The 22156-nt window shown below is 71.2% G+C and carries 14 protein-coding genes; 10 read left to right on the top strand and 4 right to left on the bottom strand.

What is annotated here, in order from left to right; translation table 11 throughout:
• Positions 1–229 precede the first annotated feature (229 nt).
• The 4 genes from ATC03_RS01860 to ATC03_RS01875 all read left to right on the top strand — a co-directional run bounded on the left by ATC03_RS01860 (position 230) and on the right by ATC03_RS01875 (position 6194).
• Positions 230–1465, top strand: a complete 1236-nt coding sequence (locus tag ATC03_RS01860) for a sugar ABC transporter substrate-binding protein (RefSeq protein WP_067872437.1) — start codon at positions 230–232, stop codon at positions 1463–1465.
• 125 nt (positions 1466–1590) lie between these two features.
• Positions 1591–3231: an ABC transporter permease subunit gene (locus tag ATC03_RS01865; protein WP_084003192.1), complete on the top strand. Its 1641-nt coding sequence runs from the start codon at positions 1591–1593 to the stop codon at positions 3229–3231.
• Between the two features lie 116 nt (positions 3232–3347).
• Positions 3348–4217 carry a sugar ABC transporter permease gene (locus ATC03_RS01870; protein WP_067881134.1) on the top strand — a complete coding sequence of 290 codons (870 nt, stop codon included), beginning with the start codon at positions 3348–3350 and terminating at the stop codon, positions 4215–4217.
• A gap of 63 nt (positions 4218–4280) precedes the next feature.
• Positions 4281–6194 (top strand): alpha-amylase family glycosyl hydrolase, encoded by a 1914-nt coding sequence (locus tag ATC03_RS01875; RefSeq protein ID WP_067872441.1) that lies wholly within the window; start codon positions 4281–4283, stop codon positions 6192–6194.
• A gap of 26 nt (positions 6195–6220) precedes the next feature.
• Here ATC03_RS01875 and ATC03_RS01880 read toward each other — a convergent pair whose 3' ends face one another.
• Complete coding sequence (locus tag ATC03_RS01880; RefSeq protein WP_067872443.1) at positions 6221–6538, bottom strand: PAAR domain-containing protein; 318 nt, start codon at positions 6536–6538, stop codon at positions 6221–6223.
• Positions 6538–7827, bottom strand: coding sequence for a COG1470 family protein (locus ATC03_RS01885; RefSeq protein WP_067872446.1), 1290 nt, complete (start codon positions 7825–7827; stop codon positions 6538–6540). The genes ATC03_RS01880 and ATC03_RS01885 overlap by 1 nt, the downstream gene beginning before the upstream one ends.
• 180 nt (positions 7828–8007) lie before the next feature.
• Between ATC03_RS01885 and ATC03_RS01890 the strand changes: the two genes are divergently transcribed.
• The 5 genes from ATC03_RS01890 to ATC03_RS01910 all read left to right on the top strand — a co-directional run bounded on the left by ATC03_RS01890 (position 8008) and on the right by ATC03_RS01910 (position 15567).
• Positions 8008–8631: a response regulator transcription factor gene (locus ATC03_RS01890; protein WP_067872449.1), complete on the top strand. Its 624-nt coding sequence runs from the start codon at positions 8008–8010 to the stop codon at positions 8629–8631.
• Positions 8632–8778: 147 nt separating this feature from the next.
• Positions 8779–12066, top strand: coding sequence for a hypothetical protein (locus ATC03_RS01895; protein ID WP_152030823.1), 3288 nt, complete (start codon positions 8779–8781; stop codon positions 12064–12066).
• The gene (locus ATC03_RS01900) at positions 12063–12683 is read left to right on the top strand and encodes a Pvc16 family protein (RefSeq protein ID WP_067872455.1); all 621 of its coding nucleotides are present in this window, start codon (positions 12063–12065) and stop codon (positions 12681–12683) included. The genes ATC03_RS01895 and ATC03_RS01900 overlap by 4 nt, the downstream gene beginning before the upstream one ends.
• A gap of 1 nt (position 12684) precedes the next feature.
• Positions 12685–14736, top strand: a complete 2052-nt coding sequence (locus tag ATC03_RS01905) for an ATP-binding protein (protein ID WP_084003194.1) — start codon at positions 12685–12687, stop codon at positions 14734–14736.
• Between the two features lie 156 nt (positions 14737–14892).
• Entirely contained in the window at positions 14893–15567 is a 675-nt protein-coding gene (locus tag ATC03_RS01910; RefSeq protein WP_067872460.1) for an eCIS core domain-containing protein, read from the top strand.
• A gap of 26 nt (positions 15568–15593) precedes the next feature.
• On the opposite strand, the gene ATC03_RS01915 is transcribed toward ATC03_RS01910, so the two are convergent.
• Both ATC03_RS01915 and ATC03_RS01920 read right to left on the bottom strand, forming a co-directional pair.
• Positions 15594–16397, bottom strand: coding sequence for a hypothetical protein (locus ATC03_RS01915; protein ID WP_067872463.1), 804 nt, complete (start codon positions 16395–16397; stop codon positions 15594–15596).
• On the bottom strand, positions 16394–17830 hold the full coding sequence (locus ATC03_RS01920; RefSeq protein WP_152030824.1) for a hypothetical protein: 1437 nt from the start codon (positions 17828–17830) through the stop codon (positions 16394–16396). The genes ATC03_RS01915 and ATC03_RS01920 overlap by 4 nt, the downstream gene beginning before the upstream one ends.
• An 874-nt stretch (positions 17831–18704) precedes the next feature.
• Between ATC03_RS01920 and ATC03_RS01930 the strand changes: the two genes are divergently transcribed.
• Positions 18705–22109 (top strand): phage tail protein, encoded by a 3405-nt coding sequence (locus ATC03_RS01930; protein ID WP_067872472.1) that lies wholly within the window; start codon positions 18705–18707, stop codon positions 22107–22109.
• Positions 22110–22156 lie beyond the last annotated feature (47 nt).

Here is a 22156-nt window from a genome sequence, read left to right on the forward strand (position 1 = left end):
TAACCACGTGGAAACGCGAATGGTCACAAACCCGTATCGATAGACGCTTCCCGGTTTGGCGATTGACTTGATGAAAGGTATACCTGTAATCGCTTGCATTTCTTGCGGGCATTCCACACGGAAGAACGGCCTTTCGGTCTCGGTGCACGCGCTGTCCCTCATTCAGGGGTTACGCGCGAAGTCGCCCGGCGAAGGCGCCGGTCTCACGCACACTGAGAAGGGCACACCAATGAGGGTGAACACGAAGAGCCTCGTCGCCGCAGGCGCGCTCGCGGTCGTCGCGACGCTCGGCCTCGCGAGCTGCGCATCGGGCGACAGCGGTTCCGAGAGCGAAGCCTCGGCCAGCGGCACGCTGACCGTCTGGGTCGACGCCGAGCGCGTCGACGCGCTGAAGAGCGCCGCAGACGCCTACACCGAGAAGACCGGCGTGAAGGTCGACCTCGTCGGCAAGGACAACGCCGACATCAAGGACGACTTCATTCAGCAGGTGCCGACCGGCAAGGGCCCCGACATCACCATGGGTGCCCACGACTGGCTCGGCGAGCTGTCGACGAACGGCGTCGTGGCGCCGCTCGAGCTCGGCGACTCCGCCGCAGACTACCTGCCGGTCGCGATCGACGCCTCGACCTACGAGGGCACCGTCTACATGCTCCCGTACGCGGTCGAGAACATCGCCGTGCTGCGCAACGCCGACCTCGTTCCCGAGGCCGCCACGAGCTTCGACGACATGATCGCGAAGGGCCAGGCCGCCGGCCTCACCCAGCCGTTCGTCGTCGAGCAGGGTGCAGAGGGCAACCCGTACCACCTCTACCCGTTCCAGACCGCGTTCGGCGCTCCCGTCTTCGGCTCGACCGACAAGGGCTACGACGCGACCGACCTGCAGCTCGGCAACGAGGGCGGCAACGCGTTCGCCACCTGGCTCGGCGCGCAGGGCAAGAACGGCACCGGCGTCTTCAACACCGACATCGACGGTGACATCGCCAAGCAGGCCTTCATCGACGGTACGGCCGCCTTCTGGCTGACCGGCCCGTGGAACGTCGGCGCAGCCGTCGACGCCGGCATCAACGTCGCGGTCGACCCGACCCCGAGCCCGACCTCCGACCCGGCCCAGCCGTTCGCCGGCGTCAAGGGCTTCTTCATCTCGGCCGAGTCGAAGAACAAGGTCGCCGCGAACGACTTCCTCGTCAACTACCTCGGCAGCGAGGACACCCAGCTCGAGCTGTTCAAGGCCGGCAACATCCTGCCCGCGAACGCCGCGGCCGCCGAGACCGCCTCGAGCGACCCGATCATCGCCGGCTTCGCCGCCGCCGGTGCCGACGCCGTGCCGATGCCCGCGATCCCGGCCATGGGCCAGGTCTGGCAGTACTGGGGCATCGCCGAGGCCGACATCATCAACGGTGCCGACCCGGTCGCCACGTGGCAGAAGCTCGCCACCGACGTGCAGGCGGCGATCGACGCGAGTTGATCCCTCCGGTGGTCGAGGAGCGATGAAGCACCGTATCGAGGCCCGCACAGGGTCTCGATACGGTCGCTTCGATCCCTCCTCGACCACCATCCTCTCGATCGACGCGACAGGAAGACCAAGGCAGCATGAGCACGACCACTGAAGGCCAGGCCACGGCCGGCGACCCCACGACGGGTGCACCCGGCGGCACGCCGCCCACGCGACGACAGCGACAGGCCGCAGGCATCGCCGACGCGGCATCCGTCGGCGTCAAGGTGCTGCTCGTGAAGCTGCTGGGCCTCGGCATCGTCGATGCGCTCGCGATCTTCGGCATCATCATCCTGGTCGGCGCCGGGCAGTGGCTGGTCGCGGCGATCGTCGCGATCGTCGCGATCGCCGTCAACTGGATCTACTTCTCGCGCCGCAAGCTGCCCGCGAAGTACCTCACGCCCGGCGTCATCTTCCTCGTCGTCTTCCAGGTGTTCGTGCTCGTCTACACCGGGTACATCGCCTTCACGAACTACGGCACGGGCCACAACGGCTCCAAGGAGCAGGCGGTCTCGTCGCTCATGGCCTCCTCGCTCGAGCGCGTCGAGGACTCGCCGACCTACCCCGTCACCGTCGTCGACCGCGGCGGTGAACTCGGCCTGCTCGTGACCGACCCCGACGGCGACGCCCTCGTCGGCACGGCCGAGCAGCCGCTCGAGTCCGTCTCGGCCGAGTTCGACGGCGACAAGGCGGTCGCCGTCGACGGCTGGACGACGCTGAACTTCGCCGAGGTGCTCGCCCGCACCGACGAGATCACCGAACTCGCGGTGCCCTACTCGAGCGACCCGAACGACGGCGCGATCCGCACGCCCGACGCCTCCAGCGCCTACCTCTACATCTCCACGCTCGAGTACGACGAGGCCGCCGGCACCATGACCGACCTGGACTCCGGCACGGTCTATTCCGACATCGGCACGGGCGCGTTCACCGCCGAAGACGGCACCGAGCTGCTGCCCGGCTGGCAGATCGTCATCGGCTTCGACAACTTCGTGCGCGCCGTCACCGACGAGCGACTCGCGGGCCCGCTCATCTACGTGACCCTCTGGACCTTCGCGTTCGCGCTCATCTCGGTCGCGTCGACGTTCTTCCTCGGCCTGTTCCTCGCGATCGTCTTCAACGACGCCCGCATGCGCGGCCGCAAGTTCTACCGGGTGCTGATCATCCTCCCGTACGCGATCCCGTCGTTCCTCTCGGCGCTGGTCTGGGCGGGCATGATGAACGAGAGCTTCGGCTTCATCAACCAGGTGCTGCTCGGCGGGGCATCCGTTCCATGGCTCACCGATCCATGGCTCGCCAAGGTCTCGGTGCTCATCGTGAACCTCTGGCTCGGGTTCCCGTACATGTTCCTCGTGTGCATGGGCGCGCTGCAGTCGATTCCCGAAGAGCTGCAGGAGGCCGCGACCGTCGACGGGGCGAAGCCGTGGGCGGTCTTCCGCCTCATCAAGCTGCCGCTGCTGCTCGTCAGCGTGGCGCCACTGCTCATCGCGTCGTTCGCGTTCAACTTCAACAACTTCAACGTGATCTACATGCTCACCGACGGCGGCCCGCGCGACTCGAACGCGCCGATCCCCGTCGGGTTCACCGACATCCTGATCTCGATGGTCTACAAGGTCGCCTTCACCGGGCAGACGCGCGACTACGGTCTCGCGAGCGCCTACTCGATCCTCATCTTCCTCATCGTGGCCGTGATCTCGATCATCGCGTTCCGCCGAACCAAGTCCCTCGAGGAGCTGAACTGATGGCACGCAAGCCCGTTCCCGGCACGCAGGCCGGCCTCATCGTGGGTGAGCTCGAGGAGTTCGACGACTCGACGCGCGCGCACGCCTCGCTCGAGGGCGACGGCCCCGTGCGCGAGATGCCGAAGCGTCCGTTCAACTTCGGCCGCTGGTTCCGCGCGACCGGATGGCGTCACATCGTCGGCGTGCTGATGCTCCTGTTCTCGCTGTTCCCGATCGTGTTCGTGATCTCGTCGTCGCTGAACCCCAACGGCACGCTCACCGGATCGAACGCCCTCTTCTCGAAGATCGGGCTCGACAGCTACGTGCGGATCCTGACCGACCCGCAGGTGCCCTTCACGACCTGGCTCGGCAACACGCTCATGATCGCGGGCATCACCGCGCTGCTCACGGTGTTCCTCGGCGCGCTCGCCGCCTACTCGTTCTCGCGCATGCGGTTCACGGGTCGACGGTTCGGCCTCATCGGCATCGTCGTGGTGCAGATGTTCCCGCAGCTGCTCGCGGTCGTCGCGATCTTCCTGCTCATGAGCGCGATCGGCGATCTCTTCCCGGCGATCGGCCTGAACACGCACATCGGCCTGATCATGGTCTACCTCGGCGGCGCGCTCGGCGTGAACACGTACCTGATGTACGGATTCTTCAACACGATCCCGCAGTCGATCGACGAGGCCGCCAAGATCGACGGCGCCGGGCACGCCCGCATCTTCTTCACGATCATCCTGCGGCTCGTGGCGCCGATCCTCGCGGTCGTCGCGCTGCTCTCGTTCATCGCGTCGGTCAACGAGTTCGTCGTGGCCTCGGTGCTGCTCATCGACACCGAGAAGCAGACCCTCGCGGTCGGCCTCACCAAGCTCGTCTCGAACCCGCGCTACGCGGACTGGAGCGCGTTCTCGGCCGGAGCCGTCATCGCGGCGCTGCCGGTCGTCGCGCTGTTCCTCTTCCTGCAGAAGTACATCGTGGGCGGGCTGACGGCCGGCGCGGTCAAGTAGGCGAGCGGATGCCGCGGCGCCGGCGTTCATGCCGTTGTCACACGGGGATGGAAGGGTGAACGCATGACCGCCAAGCCGAGTCCGCTGGTTCCGCACCACGACGGGTCGCCGCTGCACGTCTCGAACGCAGCGCCCGCGCTCGGCGAGACCGTGTCGGTGCGGCTGCGCGTGCCGGCCGACGCGACGGCGGCCGACGGTTCGTCGATCGGGCAGCTCTCGTGGGTGGGTACCCGGTCGAACCCGAACCGGGAGCCGCGGTTCGACGAGGCATCCGTCGTCGCGACCATCGATGGCTGGCAGTGGTGGCAGGCCGACGTCGAGGTCGAGAACCCCGTGCACGGCTACCGCTGGCTGCTCGTGGGCGCCGACGGCCGGCAGCACTGGCTGAACCAGCTCGGCCTCAGCGGCACCGAGACGCGCGATCGCGACGACTTCCGGCTCGTGGCGCACGAGCCCGCGCCCGAGTGGGCCGCGTCGAGCATCCTGTACCAGGTGTTCCCCGATCGGTTCGCGCGGTCGGCTGCCGCTGACGCGCGCCCCGCGCCCGACTGGGCGTTCCCGGCCGAATGGGATGACCCGCAGCGTCTCGACCCGCCGTACCGCTCGGGCCAGTTCTACGGGGGCGACCTCGACGGCGTGCGCGAGAAGCTCGACCACCTCGAGTCCCTCGACATCGACCTGCTCTACCTGACGCCGGTCTTCCCCGCACGCTCGAACCACCGGTACGACGCGTCGACGTTCGACCACGTCGACGACCTGCTCGGCGGAGACGACGCGCTCGTGCGACTCGTCGAGGCGGCGCACGCCCGCGGCATCCGCGTCATCGGCGACCTCACGTCGAACCACTCGGGCGATGCGCACGAGTGGTTCCGGGCGGCGCAGGCCGACCCCGCGGCGGCCGAGCGCTCCTTCTACTTCTTCGACGGCGAGGGAGCCGACGCCGGCTACGAGTCCTGGCTCGGCGTGCCGAGCCTGCCGAAGTTCGACTGGAGCTCGAGCGAGTTGCGGCGCCGCTTCATCGAGGGGCCCGACTCGGTCGTGGCCAAGTACCTGCAGGCGCCGTTCGGCCTCGACGGCTGGCGCATCGACGTCGCGAACATGACCGGGCGGCTCGGCGCGGCCGACCTGAACGCCGAGGTGCGGCAGACGATCCGCCGAACCATGCTCGACGTGAACCCCGACACCATCCTGCTCGGCGAGTCGACGAACGACGCCGCGAGCGACTTCCAAGGCGACGCGTGGCATGGTGCCATGACCTACACGCCGTTCACCCGCCCGCTGTGGAGCTGGCTGCTCGAGCCGGGCAGCCTCGGTGGCGGCGGCATCGGCTTCGCGCTCGGCCGGGTGCCGACGTTCACTGGCGGTGAGTTCGTCGCGACCCACCTGCGGTTCGCGGCCGAGTTCCCGTGGCGCACGCGCGCCGCGACCATGAACGCGCTCGACACCCACGACACCCCGCGCTTCGCGACCAACGCGCGGCCCGGCACGGTGCCGGTGGCGCTCGGCCTCGCAGCGACGCTGCCCGGCATCCCGGTCGTGTGGGCGGGCGACGAGTTCGGCCTCACGGGCGAAGACGGCGAGGCGTCGCGCACGCCCATGCCATGGGGCACCGAGACCTCGCCGGAGGTGGCGCCCGTGCTCGAGACCTACCGCGCGCTGCTGCGGCTGCGGCGCGAACACCCGGTGCTCGCGACCGGCGGCATCCGCTGGCTCGCGGTCGGCGACGACGCCGTGGCGTTCATCCGCGAATCCACGGAGGCCTCGGTGCTCGTGTTCGCGGCCCGCGCCGCCGCACGGCTCGAGTTCGACGCGGGGGCGCTCGTCGGCCTCGGCTCGGCCGCCGACGGTGCGGATGTCGCGACGGCCCTGTACGGCGACGGCCGGCTCGCGGCATCCGAAGCCCTCGTGCACCTCGAAGCCGATGGGCCGAGCTTCACCGCGTGGCTGCTGCCGGGGGTGTCGACACCGGGCCGGTGACCTGCGCCTGAGCCCGACGCCGCGCCTCACCCGCCGATGATGACCGTCGGTGCGCCAGGACCCGGTGCGATCGGCTGACCGTGCATGCTGAGGTCGCCCACCCGGGCCGCCGGGAAGCCGCCGATCAGCACGGTCATGCTGCCCTGGGCGATGCCGTTCGGCGCGGGGGAGACGCAGACGATGCCGCCGGGCATGGCGTTCGCGACGGCGGCGGGCATGTTGGCGATGAGCACCGTCATGACCGCGGCGGCGGGCGTGATGGGTCCGCCGACGTGCGGCTTCGGCCCGTCGGACAGGGCGCACAACGCCGTGTCGCCGGCTCGGAGCGCGGGCCCGGTGGGCATCAGCCGGTCTGCGTGACCACTCGGGCCGTGATGAGGACCGAGGCGCCGCACTCGGTGCGGGCGGGTCCGGTCACGGGCGGGGCGACCCTCGTGCACTCGAGCTTCGCGAAGAGCTCGTCCTCTTCGGCGAGCTGCAGCGGCGTCACGAAGTGGAAGTCGATGTCGCGGAAGTTCTCGAGCCCGGTCGTGAAGATCGGGGCCACCACGTCGCGGTTCTCGATCGTCAGGATGCCGAAGTCGCCGCGAGGGTTGCTGATCACGACGTCGGTGATGCGCAGCACCGCATTGGCCGGCACGACCCAGCGGTCGCTCTCGTCGGCGGCGCCGCCCGGGGCATCCGACAACTCGAAGCGGATGTCGACGTCGGTCGCCGCGGACACGGGTTGGACCGGCTCGGTCGACTGGCCGACGGCCTCGAGCGCGTCGTTCGCCTTCTGCGCGGCGGAGTCGGCCTGCTCGGCCGCAGCGCCGGCCTGCTTCGACGCCGAGTCGGCCTGCTCGTTCGCCTGGGCGAGCGGCTCCTCGACCGCGTCGCGCGCGGCGGACTCGATGGTCGGCTTCAGCACGAAGAACCAGAGGGCGAGCAGAAGGAGGAGGAGGGCGAGCAGGGCGAGCAGGAGTTTCCAGAGCCACTTCGGGAACACGCGCTCCTGCACGTAGCTGCCGGGCAGCACGAACGGCTCGTCGGTTCCCTCGGGCGCGACGAGCACCGTGAACTGGTGGGTGACGGGGTCGCCGCGCCACACCCGGTTGCGGGGCCGAAGGTCGATGTCGACGAACTCGGTGTGGCCCGGGTCGACCGAGACATCCGGTGTCGGCGTGGAGAGCCCGAGGCGGTCGTCGCTCTGGCCCGCGATCGACGCGACCATGGGCACGTTTCCGCGGTTGTCGATGGCGACCCGCACCCGCTTGCGGCCCCGGCCGTGCGCGATGCGGGGCAGCAGCTCGGCCTCGGTCTCGGCGAAGGGGGTCACGGTGAGCATCGCCTCGGCGACGACCTGCACCTCGGGCTGCTCGACCGCACGAGCGCGGATGCCCAGCGCGACCTGGCCCACGACCGAGTCGGGCAGGCGGGGCGCGAGCACCGTGACCGTCGCCGTCTCGGTCTGGCCCGGGTAGATCGTGAGCATCGCGGGTTCGATGCGCGTCCACGCCGCGGCGCCGCCGAGCGCGGTCAGCTCGAACGACTCGACGAGCAGCGTGTCGTTGAGCACGCTGACCGTGAGCGTCGCCGCCGTGCCCGGATCGATGGACAGGGCGGCCGGGGCGATGGTCGCACTGGTTGCCATGGCGTCACGGTATCGGCGCCTCGGCCGCGCGGAGCGGGCTGCGCGGTCAGCCGGTCGCGCAGCCGAAGTTGCCCGTTGAGCGGATGTTGAGTGCGCGAAGAGGACGGCGCGGCATCCTGTTCGTATTCCCCCTGTACGAGTGCATCGCTGCACGCCATTCCGACTCCAGGGGGAACGACCATGACCAGAACGACCGTGCGGGTCTACGCACGAGACCCGATCTCCGAGGCGGGCGTGACGAGCGCGCTGAGGCCGAGGCCCGAGGTGCGCATCGTCGGACCCGACGACCCCGATGCGCCCGAGGTGGTGCTCGTGGTCGTCGACGAGTTCGACGACGAGACGATGAACAGCCTGCGGTTCCTGCGCCGCAACGGCGAGGCGCGCGTGATCCTCGTCGCCGCGCAGCTCGACGACCGGGTGCTCGTCGATGCCGTCGAGTGCGGCGTCGTCGGGCTGCTGCGACGTTCAGAGGCGACGACCGATCGCCTGTTGTCGGCGATCACGGCCGCCGCCGCCGGCGAGGGCACGGTTCCGCCCGACCTGCTGGGGCGCCTGCTCGACCAGGTCGGCCGGTTGCAGCGCACGGTGCTCGACCCGCGCGGCATCACCTTCAGCGGCCTCGCCTCGCGCGAGGTCGAGGTGCTGAAGCTCGTCGCCGAGGGGTGGGACACCTCGCAGATCGCGAAGGAGCTCTGCTACTCCGAACGCACCGTGAAGAACGTGCTGCACGACGTGACGACCCGCCTGCAGCTGCGCAACCGGTCGCACGCCGTCGCCTACGCGGTGCGCGAGGGGCTCATCTGAGCGGATGCCGGGGGCGGGCGCCCGGGCGCCGGATCGGGTGCCTCGGGCCGGTGCCCGTCGGGGCATCCGCGCATGCGCGGAAGGGTGCCCCGCGTCGGATGCCGCGCAGCGCCGCTGCCTCGAATGTTGGAAGGTCGGAGGAGGACCGTGACGAGCCGGAGCCGGATCGCCTGGGCGAGTGTCGCCATGACGCTCGCCGTGCTGCTCGGTGCCTCGATGCTCGGGCCGGTCTCCGTCGCGGCCGCGGCCGACGAACCGGCCTACTCCGTCGACGTGGTGACCGCGCCGAAGTCGGCGGCGGGCGGCGGCCGGGTCACCGCGACCGTGACCGTGACGACGAACCGACCGGACGCCTACCCGGATCTCGCACGCCTCAGCGTGGGGCTCGACTGGAATCCTCCCGCCGGCCTGACCCTTCGCACGACCGCTCCGGATGCGCCGGTCGGGTGCGACGGGTACCGCACGGCCGACGGGTCGTACTCGTCTGCGCCGGTGCGCGGCGGCGCCTGCGACGTGACGCCGTCGCCGACCGTCGGCGGCGTCGTGGCGTTCACCTACGTCTTCGCGTTGAGCGGGGTGCCGCCTTCGCTGCCCGTCGTGCAGGTGAGCACCGTGCGCGGGTGGGAGGACACGGGTGACGGGCTCGCGAGCTTCGACCTCGTGGCCGAGGACATCGTCGGCGATCAGGACTACTTCGAGATGGGTCCGGTGTTCTCCGCCGCGGTCTCGGTCGACCGGAAGGTGTCGACGACGGGGATCGGCGAGCGGGTCACGGCGACCTTCACCGTCGTGCACGCCCCGAGCGCGGCCCCCACGATGAACGGGTCGCAGGTGCAGTTCGCGATCAACTGGCCCACCTTCTTCACCCCGGTCGGCGGCACGACGCCCGCCGACGCCTGCGATGACGGCCTCATCAACGGGTCGTGCGCGATCACCGAGCCGACGAGCGCGCGCAAGACGACCGTGTTCACCATGCAATTCGACGTGCCGCCGGGCAACGGAGGTCAGGGAGCCGTCTCGATCATCGGGCAGGGCGGTTGGTACGTTCCGCCCGGACCGATCATCTCGATCGCCCCGTTGCAGCAGGATGCCTCGATCCGGCTGGCGGCCGATGGCGAGCGCGGTGCCGGCGCGGGCGGCGGCTCGGGCGGCCCCGGCGGTGTGCGCGGCGCGGCCGTCGCCACCGCGGCCGACGTACGCCAGGCAATCGTGAAGGCGGCCCCCACCCCTCGGCCTCCGGGGGCGCTCGACATCCCCGGCACGTGGACCGGGGTCGAGGCGGCATCCGTCATCGCCCTGTACCGGCCGTTCCCGATGGAGATCGAACTGCGGCCGCAGCTCTCGACGCTCGGCGAGGAGGGCATCGAGGGCGTCGTGCGGGTGCGGCACGACGAGGCCGCCGCGGTGACGCTGTTCGGACTCGAGCTCGACGTCGACCTGTCTCCCGACGCCGCACTCGTACCGGTCGGCGATCCGGTCGGGTGCGCGACGTACGTCGCCGGCATCTGCACGATCGTGGGGCTCGACGCGCCCGGCTCCGAGGTCGAGATCACGATGGCGTTCGCGCCGCCCGACGAGGTCGGGGTCGGGTTCCTCGCTGCGGATCAGGTCGCGGGGCGATTCGAGTTCGACGGCGGCGTCGTCGCGGCGCCGGACCCCTGGCTCGAGTCCGCCTACGACTCGCAGATCACCGATGCCGAGCTCGTGACGCTCGACGTCGTGCTCAGCGAGGACTACGTCTGGGAGGGCGGACCCATGCTGTCGGCGCTGGTCACCCCGACGCGGGCGGCTCGGGAGGTCGAGGAGGACAGCTCCTCGTACGAGCTCTGGGGCACGCTCTTCGTCAGAATGGCGATCACCTGGCCCGACTACCTCACGCCGATGAGCACGCCGACCGGATGCACGCCGCAGGTGACGGGAATGGTGTGCGAGGTCGTACTGGAGGAGCCGGGTGCGGGCCCGACCGTCGCCCTGGCATTCTCGATCGGACCGGGCGTGGTCGACGGACTGGTAGCCGCCGAGGGCGTCTTCCTGCAGAACACCTTCGGCGATGAGAGCACCGATCTGCCCGTGGAGTGGATCGTGCCCGACGACGAGCCGCTCGGCCCCGTCGAGCCGTTCATCCCGCTCGACGTCGAGGTCGAGCGCGATCTCGTCTGGGAGGGCGGCGACGACGTCGGTGCGACGATCACGGCGACGCGCAACTCGTTCGTGACGGGCTCGCTGCGCGACCCCCTCGGGTCGCTCGTCGTCGAGGTGGCGATCACGTGGCCGGCCTTCCTGCATCCGACCGCCCCGCCCACGGGGTGCGAGTCGTGGGACGGCACGATCTGCACGATCACCCTGTCGAAACCCGGCGCCGTGGCCCTGATCGGGCTCGAGTTCTCGGTCGGTGGTGCACCCCCCGGCAGCGTGCTGACGGGCGACGTGCGCGCCGAGGCGACCCGGCTCTTCGAGCTCAACGCCGACGGCCCGCAGGAACTGCCGACCGAGTGGGTGACCCCCGACGCGGACCCCGTCACCCGCATCCGCGCGACCGTCACGCTCGATCTCGCACTCGACCGCGATCCCGGCTACACCGGCGGCAAGCAGCTCGTCGTCACGACGACGATCACGCGAGAGAGCCCCGGCGCGACCCTTCCCGGTCTCGAGGTCGGCCTCGACTTCGACTGGGCGGGGTACCTCACGAAGACGGCCGACACGGGGTGCGCGAGCTTCTCCGGCACGACGTGCGTCGTGACGGGACTCGATGCGCCAGGGGCATCCGCCGTGGTCACGCTGACCTTCGCGATGCCGCCGCCGACCCTGCCGCCGGTGCCCGAGGTGCTCCCGCGCACGAACGACCTCGCCGTCGACGGCGTGAGCCTCTCGTTCGTGCCCCCGCCGCCGCCGGCACCCGAGCCGGAGCCCGTGCCGGAACCCGAGCCGTGGCCGCCCGACGGCTGCTTCATCAACGACGAGGGCGTGTGCGTGTGCACCGACGAGTTCGTCGTGTGCCCGACGCCTCCGCCGGTGCTGCCGGAGGAGCCCGACCCGGCCCCCGTGCCCGAGCCGCTCGACGGCACCCTGCCGCCGTCGTGGATCGGCGAGGACCGCGAGCCCTTCACGGTGCTGCAGCCGAACCTGCTCATCGCGCAGACGGTGGCGTCACCGGGCGACGGCATCGAGGCGTACGGCAAGTACCTGCCGCCGAATGCGAACGTCACGCTGCGGTGGGAGGGGCTCGCGACGATGTCGGCCGTGCAGTGGCCGAACCCAGACGACCCGACCGAGGCGCGCTGGTCGCTCGTGATCCTGCGCTGGCAGTTCGCGGGGGCGCGCACGCTCATCATGCACAGCGAGGACGGCCAGTTCGCCGACATCCCGTCGAGCAATCAGCTCCTCGTGGTGCCGCGCACGGGCATGGGCCCCGATCTGGTGGGGAGGGGCGGATGATCGGCGAGATCGACGAGGCGCTCAAGTCGCTCGTGAAGGCGTCGGACGGCATCGCCGCCGACATCGACATCGCGCTCGACGCGCCCACCAAGGACTGGGCGGCGAGGCGGAACGCGCCCACCGTGGACCTGTTCCTCTACGACATCCGCGAGGATGTGCGCCGCCGCGAATTCGGCTTCATCGAGTCGCGCGACGAGACCGGCATCGTCGTCTCGCGCGCCCCGGCGCCCCGGTACTTCAAGCTCTCGTACCTCGTGACGGCGTGGACCCAGCGGCCCGACGACGAGCACCGCCTGCTCGACGCGCTGCTGCGCTGCTTCCTGCGCTTCGACGCGATCCCCGACGGATTCGTCGTCGACACCCTCGCCGAGACCGGCCTGCCCTGCTCGATCACGATCGCGCAGCCGCCGCCGGAGGATCGCGCGTTCGCCGACGTCTGGTCGTCGCTCGGCGGCGAACTGAAGCCGTCGCTCGACGTCGTCGTGACGGCGCCGCTCAGCCGCGCCATCGCGTACCACGTCGGTCCGCCCGTCACCGCGGGCGTCGGGGCCAGCTTCGAGGCCATGGGATTCGGGAGTGAAGATGCCAGGTTCGAGCCGGCCTCCGACGAGGACTGAGATGGCGCAGGACCCTGGCCTCGCGCACCTGCTCGGGCGTCTCGGCGCGATCGAGGATCGCATCCGGCGTCTCGTCGCCGCACGGCGCGCGGTCGACCCGCAGCCCGACGACCCGTTCCGCGGGCTCTACCTCAGCGACGAGCTCATCGATCGCATGCTCGAGGGTGCGCCGGGGGTGCCGGACTGGTCGGATGCCTCGGCCCGCCTCGCCGCGTGCGAGCAGGCCGCCGACATGGCCGAGGCGGCGGGCCACCCCGTGCGGTTGCGGCGGCTCGCCGACGAGTTCGGGCTCGCGCCCATCGATGTCGACCTGCTCGTGATCGCGCTCGCCGCAGATCTGGATCCAAGGTTCGAGCGGTTCTTCGGCTACCTCAACGACGACGTCGGGCGACGACGCCCGTCGGTCACGGTCGCACTCGAGCTCTGCGGGGTACCGCTCACGAACGCCGCCGACCGGGCGCGGCTGCTCACCGGGCCGCTCGTGGCGGGAGGACTCGTGATCGTCGAGGACGAGGACCGTCCGCTGCCGGGGCGCGCGGTGCGCGTGCCCGACCGCGTCGTCGGCCACCTGCTGGGCGACGACACCCCCGACCGTTCGCTCGACGGCGTGCTCGTCGAGGCCGAGGAGATCGAGTGGGGCGACGATCGCCGTCTGCGCAATGCGCTGGCCGGCGGCATCCGCCTGATGTACCTGCGCGAGGCCGCGACCGGCTCCGGCGAGGCGATCGCCAGGCGTGCGCTGCGTGCGAGCGGGCTCGGCACGGTGCAGGTCGACCTCCCTCGACTCGGTCGTGAAGCGGATGCCGCAGGTCTGGCGCGTCTCGCGGTGCGCGAGGCCCGGCTCACGGGTCGCGGCGTCGTCGTGTCGCCCGTGACGCTCGAGACCGAGCCGGCGCTCATCGAGGTGCTCGCCGATTCGCCGCGGCCGACGGTGCTGGTCGGCGAGCCGACCTGGGATCCGGGCTGGTTCCGCGAGCTGCCGGCGATGGACGACGTCGAGGCGTCGACGACCGAGGAGCGCACGGCGCTCTGGGCGAAGGCGCTCGGTCCGGCCGCCGACGGGCTCGACGTCGCGGCGGCCACCGCGCAGTTCCGGCTGCGCCCCGAGCAGGTGCTGCGCGCCTCGGCGACCGCGCGTACCCAGGCGTCGCTCTCGACGACGGGCGAACTCACGGCCGCCGACCTCGCCGCGGGGGCGCGGGCCGAGAACGCGTCGGCGCTCGACCGGCTCGCCCGCCGGGTCACGCCGCGCGTGGGGTGGGCCGATCTCGTGCTGCCTCCCGCGACGATGGACGCGTTGCAGGAGATCGAGGTGCGCGCGCGGCATCGCGAGCAGGTGCTCGGCGACTGGGGCATGCGCCCGGGCGGCGGGCGCGGGCACGGGGTGGTCGGGCTGTTCGCGGGCGACTCGGGCACGGGCAAGACGATGTCGGCCGAAGTCGTCGCCGGCGAGCTCGGCCTCGACCTCTACGTGATCGACCTCTCGTCGGTGATCGACAAGTACATCGGCGAGACCGAGAAGAACCTCGAGCGCATCTTCGTCGCCGCGGCCGGAACGAACGCCGTGCTGCTCTTCGACGAGGCCGACGCGGTGTTCGGCAAGCGAAGCGACGTGAAGGACGCGCACGACCGGTACGCGAACGTCGAGAGCGCCTACCTGCTGCAGCGCATGGAGACCTTCGACGGACTCGCGATCCTCGCGACCAACCTGCGCGCGAACATCGACGAGGCGTTCACGCGACGGCTCGACGTGATCGTCGACTTCCCGATGCCGGATGCCGCGCACCGCACGCGCCTCTGGGATCGCAGCCTCGGTTCCCGGCTGCGGCGCGGCGACGACCTCGACCTCGTGTTCCTCGGCGACGCGTTCGAGCTCGCGGGCGGGGCGATCCGCTCGGCCGCGGTCACGGCCGCCTACTTCGCGGCCGCCGACGACGGGTTCGTGCGCATGCGCCACCTCGTGCACGCGGTGCACCGCGAGTACCGCAAGCTCGGCCGGCTCGTGGTCGAGCGCGAGTTCGGGCCGTACTGGCCGCTCGTCGTTGGGCGATGAGGGAGGGGCGGATGTCGGTGGCACGGGCGGCGGCGGTGGCGCAGCGGTCGCAGGCGGGCGCGCGTTCGCGACGCAGGAGATGCCCGATCGGGCACACCTCGCGCCGACGGCGGCGAGCAGGAGTGGAATGGGATCGGGCGACCATGGAGGTGCATCATGCACGCACATGACTACGACGGCGCGGACCTCGATCTCGCGCGGAGGACGACGGATTCCGCGCGCGACACCCAGGTGCAGACGACCGGTCTCGCGGAGCGCCGAGCCGACGTGCTCGGCCCGGCCGGCATGCTGCGGCTGCAGCGTGAGGCGGGCAACGGCGCCGTCGGCGAACTCGTCGAGGAGCAACGCTCGCCGGTGCTCGACGTCGTCGGGTCGTCGGGCGCACCGCTCGAGGCGGGCGTGCGCACCGACATGGAGTCGCGTCTCGGCGCCGACTTCGGGGATGTCCGGGTGCACACGGATGCCGCGGCGCACGACTCGGCGAAATCGGTCGGTGCGAACGCGTACACCGTCGGCAGCAACGTCGTGTTCCAGCGCGACGCGTACGACCCCGGATCGCTCGCGGGCCAGACGACGATCGCGCACGAGCTGACGCACGTCGTGCAGCAGCGCTCCGGTCCGGTCGAGGGCACCGCGACAGGTGGCGGGGTGAGCGTCTCCGACCCGGGCGACCGGTTCGAGCGCGCCGCGTCGGACAACGCCGCGCGCGTCATGAGCGAGCCGGCGCCCGTGCAACGGCACGCCGAGGGCGAGGAGGAGGAAGCGCCCGTGCAGGGCAGCTTCGTGCAGCGCGAGGAGGCTCCCGAAGAGGAAGAGGAAGCGGCGGGCTGAGCCGCGGCGGCGGGCCGAACCGGCACTCAGCCGAGCGCGCCCTTCGGCACGGTCTGCACGCTCGCCTGGGCCGTGAACGGCTGGATGCCGTCGGCCGACCAGGGGCCGGCCAGGGCGATCGAGCCGGAGAGGGCAGCCCCGAGGAGGTCGGCTCCGACGAGTCCGCCTCGCTCGTCGTCACCCGCATCTTCGCCTCCGGCGCCGGCCGCGCCGAGCGGGAAGGAGCAGGTGGCCCGCCGGTCGGCCGGGAGTTCCGCGGTGGCGTGCAGGCCGTCGCGGAGCGTGCCGTCGCCGTCGACGAGTCCGAGTGACGGGGCGGGAAGGGCGAAGGCCGAGCCCGCGGCATCCGTCACCTGAAACCGGTCGGCATCGAACCGCAGCGACGTCGGCTCGGTGCCGAGCGAGGCGAACGTGAACCCGAGCATCGCGCCCATGCCGGGCACGTCGACGACGTGCGCCTCGAGGCGCACGGCCGCCACGGGCGATGCGAGCGCGCGGGCGATGAGCGGATCGACCGCAGCATCCAGGCCCTCGTCGACCGCCGTGCCGTGCGAGACGAGCACGCTGCGGCCGTCGAGGTCGATCGACCACCCGACGTCGCCGCTCTCGCCGTCGTGCTGCGCGGCCAGGGCCCGTCGAGCGGCCTCGAGCGCGGCATCCGCCTCGACGCTCGAACAGGAAGCGCGGAAGGTGCCGACCGTGTCGCCCGCCGTGCCGGGGCGGCGCAGCACGGCCACCCAGCACGCGGCATCCGTCACCGCGAAGGCGACGTCGCTCTCGGGCCCGCGTACGCGAGCCAGCAGGCGCGGCGAGCCGGCCTCGTCGCTCACGCCGCACCCATCTCGACGTGGAAGTCGCTCTCACGGCTCTTCTTGAGGCCGGCACCGTTGAACGCGGTCGCGATGGCCGTGAACTGGTCGGCCCGGAAGATGTCGGTGTTGTCGCTCATCATGTTCACCGTGCTGTAGGTGACCTCCTGCGCGGGGGCGGCGGTGCCGGGGTTCACGCCCGAGCCGCCGCTCACGATCTGCGAGACCGTGGCCCCCGCCTTGGCCAGCGTGAACCGTCCGGCCATCGCCGAGGCGATGCCGGCGATCGCAGGATCGCGCGGCGACGCCTGCGCCAGCTTCTCGGCGGGGGTACCCATGATGCGGGTCACCTCTTCGGCGAGGGCCGCCATGAGCGACGTGGTCGACCTCGTGATCACCGGCGTGACCTCCGCCGCGAGGAACGCGCGCACGGCGTTCGTGCTGGCCGCCGTCGCGGCGGTGCGGGCGGCGGCGTTCAGTCCCGCGACGAACGGGCCGAGACGCGAGGTGGTGGTGGGGGCCGCCGTTCCGGCGAGGATCGGCGCGGTGCGCGCGATGAACGCGCTCGCCAGCGACTGCTTCACGTCGTTGGTCACCGTGGCGACCGACATCGAAGCGGGAGCCCCACCGGCCAGCGCCGCCCAACCGGCCGGCAGCGAGGTCAGGTCGCGCAGGATCGAGCCCGACGCACGCAGCGGGGGCACGCGCCCGGTGCGCGAAGCGCCGGCGACCTGGTCGACGACGGCCGAGACGTCTGCGGCTGCCGCCGGGCCGCCAGCCCAGAGCCCGGTCGCGCCGCCAACCGCAGGAAGTCCGTCTGCAGTGAGGCCGGACGCGCCCTCGATGTTGATGTGCATGCCGAGGTTCGCGCCGACGTCGACCACGCCCGTGGCCGCGCCGTTCAGCGACGACATGTAGAGCCGGCGCAGCATCGACTCGATCGGCGCTGGCGCGAACTCGGCGGCCACCGCGGCCGATGCCGGAGCGGTCGTGTTCCCGGGGTTCCGCGCCGCGGCGGCGAGCGTGCGGGCGACGTACGGGGTGAGCCCGGCCGCGGTCGGCGGCACCGCGATCTGCAGGATCGAGACGGTCGTCGGATCGGCCATCGCGGCGCGGACGCTCGCGCCGAGCGCGGAGCGCACCGGCCCCTGCGCGCGCAGGAACTGCTGCGAGATCTCGCCGGCGGCACCCGCGACCCGCGCGTGCAGCTGCGGCACGAGCGAGGCCAGGATCATGCGGCGCACGGCCTCGCGGTCGAGGGCTGCACCGCGCTGCGCCGAGGTCGCCGGGTCCATCTCGTGCATGAGCGCGTGCATCTGGGGGTTGGACTGCGAGTACTCGTCGGAGAGGCCGATGAGGTGGCCGTACTCGTGCGCGTAGATCGCCTCGGCGTTCGCGGCCCCGTAGGCCGCCACGTTCATGTAGTAGTTGCCGGCGTCGATGGGGTGCCGCACCACCGGCCGCCTGCGCCTGCGGGAAGAGCCGCACGGTCGGATACCCCTTGTCGGCGCCGCTGAGATCCCAGATCGGCTCGGCCGCGAACCGCAACGGCAGCCGCACCGGCCCGCCCTTGTCCGAGGTGAAGATGCTGGCGATCATGCCGGGCGCCGCCCGCTCGCCGACGAGCACGGCTCGGTTGTTCCAGTGGCCTGGCGCGGTCGTGCAGGTGGTCAGCGCGAAGGCACGTCGGGCGTCGCCCGGGGGGATCACCTTCTCGGTGTCAGGGCCCATCGTTCCGTCGGGTTGCGGCACGGGAGTGCGGGACTGGTCGACGAAGCGGATCTTCACGGTGGCCTTCGCCACCTCGGGCGTGCCGCCACGGGTGAGATCGAGGTTGGCGCCCCCCGCGCCGCCGTAGACGCGGGCGCTCGCGACGCCCGGCGTGCTGCGGTCGTTGAAGAGCGTCTCCTGCCGCGACGGCACGGTGACCGGCGCGCGCTGAACGGTCGGGTGGGCGGCGGAGGTCGCGTTGCGTGCACCGCCGGGGCGCGTCGACGCCGCGCTGCCGCCGGGTCGTTGCCGCTGCACGAGCGCGTTCACCGCATGATTGCCGGCACTGCGCTGCAGCGCGACAAGATCGAGCACGCTCCCATCCGGCAGCCGTGACGCGGGGCTCGACGCGGCAGTCGGCGCGGGTGCGGCGTGCGCCGTCCGTGCGCTGGGCATCCGGACCGGCGCAGGCTGCTTCCCCGCGACCGTCGTCACCACTCAAGAGTGGCCCTCCCGACCTCGGTTCGGGAAGGGGGTGCCCGTTCGGGCATCCGGTCGTGCCCCAATGGGATCCCGGATGCCGCCGCGGCCCGCACGGCGATGCGCGGGAATGGAGGCATGACGATGCCGAGCGCCGAGCGCGCTCGCGCCGACCACGCGCGGGCGCCCGCCGTACGCGCGCCTGCGGCGCGGACGTCCGCGGCCGGCGCAGGTGCGCCCGCCGGCGTCGGGCGCGTGCCCGTGCCCGTGCAGCTCATGCGACTTCAGGGCTCGGCCGGCAACGCCGCGGTCGCGGCCATGCTCGCCGCCCCGCCGGAACGCTCGCCCGCGGTGCAGCGCCTCGTTCGAGGTGCGATCCCGCCGCCCCCGGTCGCGCCGCCCCCTCCGAACCCGGCGGCGCACCCCGGACTGCGCCTGGCCAACGGATCGATCAGGTCGGCGACGCGCCGGGCCGCGCAGCATCCGGCTCCGGCGACGAAGGCCCTCGAGGCGCAGCACGCGGCCCAGCCGCCCGCGGGTGACCGCGACGCGCAGGCGAAGGCGGCGAAGGCCGACGCGCTCGGCGCGGTTCCCGCCGCCGGGTTCGACAAGGCCGCGTTCGTCGCCGCCGTGAAGGCCGCGATCGACAAGCAGACGCCGAAGACGCTCGAGGACGCCGACGAGTTCGGGAAGTCCGGCAAGGCCGACCAGGTCGGAGCCGAGGTGCGCGGGCTCGCCGGACGCAACGCGCAGGCCGCCGCGCGACCCATGAACGAGGCATCCGCCCGACCGCCCGACCCGTCGCGCGCGGTCGAGAAGGATGTCACCCCGATCCCGACCGAGGCCCCGCCGGGGCCGACGAAGATCGACGCCGCGCAGGCCGCGCCGTCGCGTGCACCACCTGAGCAGACCGACCTCCGCAACGGCCCCGCCGAGACCGACCAGAAGATGGCCGACGCCGGGGTCACCGAGGACCAGCTCCGGCGCTCCAACGAGCCGGAGTTCACGGGTGCGCTCGCCGCGAAGTCGCAGGCCGAGGCGCACTCCGTCGCCGCGCCCGGACAACTCAGGGCCCAGGAGGCGCAGCAGCTCGGGCAGGCCCAGCAGGGCGCCGCGAGCGCCGGCACCGCGGCATCCGGCGGGCTCATGGGGGCCGGAGCCGCCAGCCGCAGCGGCGTCGCCCGCGGACAGCAGGCCGCGCGCACGAAGGACGAGCAGGAACGAGCCGCGGTGACCGCGAACGTCACGCGGCTCTTCGACGAGACCAAGACCGCGGTCGACCTCATTCTCACGGGCATCGACGCGAAGGTCGACCTGGCGTTCAAGGAGGGCGAGGGAGCGGCGAAGAAGGCGTTCACCGAGCAGCACACGCGCGAGATGAAGGCGTTCCGCGACAAGCGCTACTCGTACGACACGATTGGCGCCATGCGCTGGACCGCCGACCTGCTGCTCGGGCCGGAGCCCGAGGTCGACGAGATCTTCAAGCGAGCCCGGGCCACGTACGAGCGCGAGATGGCCAAGGCCATCGATCGCGTCGCTGACGTCGTCGGCGGCGAACTCACCGCCGCGAAGGTCAAGGTCGCCGAGGGCAAGGCGAAGATCGCGGCGTACACGAAGAGCCTCAAGCCCTCGCTCCAGAAGGTCGGGGCGGATGCCGCGAAGGAGGTCGGCGGCCGGTTCGACGAGCTCGAGGCCTCCGTCGACGAGAAGGGTCAGGCGCTCGCCGAGGACCTCGCCACGAAGTACGTCGAGGCGCGCACCGCCGTCGACGACGAGATCAAGGCCATGCAGGAGGCCAACAAGGGGCTCGTCGACAAGGCGAAGGACGCGGTGGTCGGCGCGGTCGAGACGATCCTCAAGCTCAAGACCATGCTGCTCGGCGTCCTCGCGCGGGCTGCGGGCGCCGTCGAGAAGATCATCAAGGACCCCATCGCGTTCCTCGGCAACCTGGTCAACGCGGTCAAGAGCGGCATCATGGCGTTCGGCTCGAACATCGCCACGCACCTCAAGAACGGCCTGCAGACCTGGCTGTTCGGTGCGCTGTCGTCGGCGGGCATCGACCTGCCGGCCAAGTTCGACCTGCAGGGCATCCTGAAGCTCGTGCTCTCGATCCTCGGGCTCACGTGGGCGAACGTGCGCGCCCGCATCGCAGCGAAGCTGCCGCCCGGCGCGATCGAGCTCGTCGAGCAGGGCTTCGACGTCGTGAAGCTCATCATCAAGGAAGGGCTCGGCGGCATCTGGCGCATGATCCTCGAGAAGGTCGGTGACATCAAGGAGATGATCATGGGCCAGGTCAAGGAGATGGTCGCCGTCGAGATCATCAAGGCCGGCATCGTGTGGCTCGTCTCGATGCTGAACCCGGCGTCGGCCTTCGTGAAGGCCTGCAAGATGATCTACGACGTCGTCATGTTCTTCGTCGAGAAGGCCGAGCAGATCAAGGCGTTCGTCGACTCGGTGCTCGACTCGGTCGAGTCGATCGCCTCGGGCGGCGTCGGCGCCGTCGCCGGCTACATCGAGAACACGCTCGGCCGCATGGTGCCCGTGATCATCGGCTTCATGGCCTCGCTCCTCGGCCTCGGCGGCATCAGCGGCAAGATCAAGAAGATCATCGAGGCCGTGCAGAAGCCCGTGAACAAGGTCATCGACTGGGTCGTCGGCAAGGCCGTCGCCTTCGGCAAGAAGGCCATCGCGCTCGGCAAGAAGGCGCTCGCCAAGATCAAGGCCAAGGGCAAGGAGGCCTGGGGCAAGGTCAAGAAGAAGCTCGGCATCAAGGAGAAGACGCCCGAGCAGGTCGAGGCCGAGAAGAAGGCGCGGCTCGACAAGGGCGTCGCCGCCGGGCTCAAGATCGTGAACCGCTTCGCGGATCGCCCGATGCTCCGCATGCTCGTCGGGCCATTGCTCACCGCGATCAAGCTCCGCTACCGCATGACGTCGCTCGAGTTGATCGTGCAGAACGGGTTCTGGGCGGTCTCGGGTGCCGTGAACCCCACCGCGGTCGGGCAGTCGAGCGTCAAGCCGGGCGAGCAGGACAAGCACGTCGGCAACGTGGCGCCGCACGGGTCGCAGCCGTCGCCCCGACCCGGGCTGTGGTCGGAACACGTGATCCCTCGCGGTTACGCCAACGCGGTCCTCTCGGTCGCCGGCGTGCCGATCCTCACGAAGGGCGAGTACGACAGCCTGACCACCGTGCTGACGTACAGCACGGCCCGTGTCGACAAGGACTTCGGACCGAACCGCGACCTCAGTCTGATCGCCGGGTTCTACGGCGGTGCCAAGGTCGTCGCAGGCGGCGGTTCGACCGAACGCGCGGCGAAGTCGACTGCGAACGTGGCGAACGCCAGGAAGGCATTCTCGATGCTCTCGACAGGTGCCGTGAATCGAACGGTCGGCGCAGTCGCAAAGGACTGGACGGCGCACCAGGCGTCGCGGGTCGACCCCGACGGCAAGCCGTACCCGCTGAAGCCGGATGCCGGCACGATCCAGAGCGCCGCCGCCACCGAACGTCAGGAGATCGAAGCGATCTTCGCCGCGCGAGGAGTCTGAGCGAACAGGCCTGCCCGATCGCGCACGCCTCGCTACCCCCACGCACG

Origin of the sequence: Agromyces aureus (genome assembly GCF_001660485.1) — a bacterium.
GTDB lineage: Bacteria > Actinomycetota > Actinomycetes > Actinomycetales > Microbacteriaceae > Agromyces > Agromyces aureus.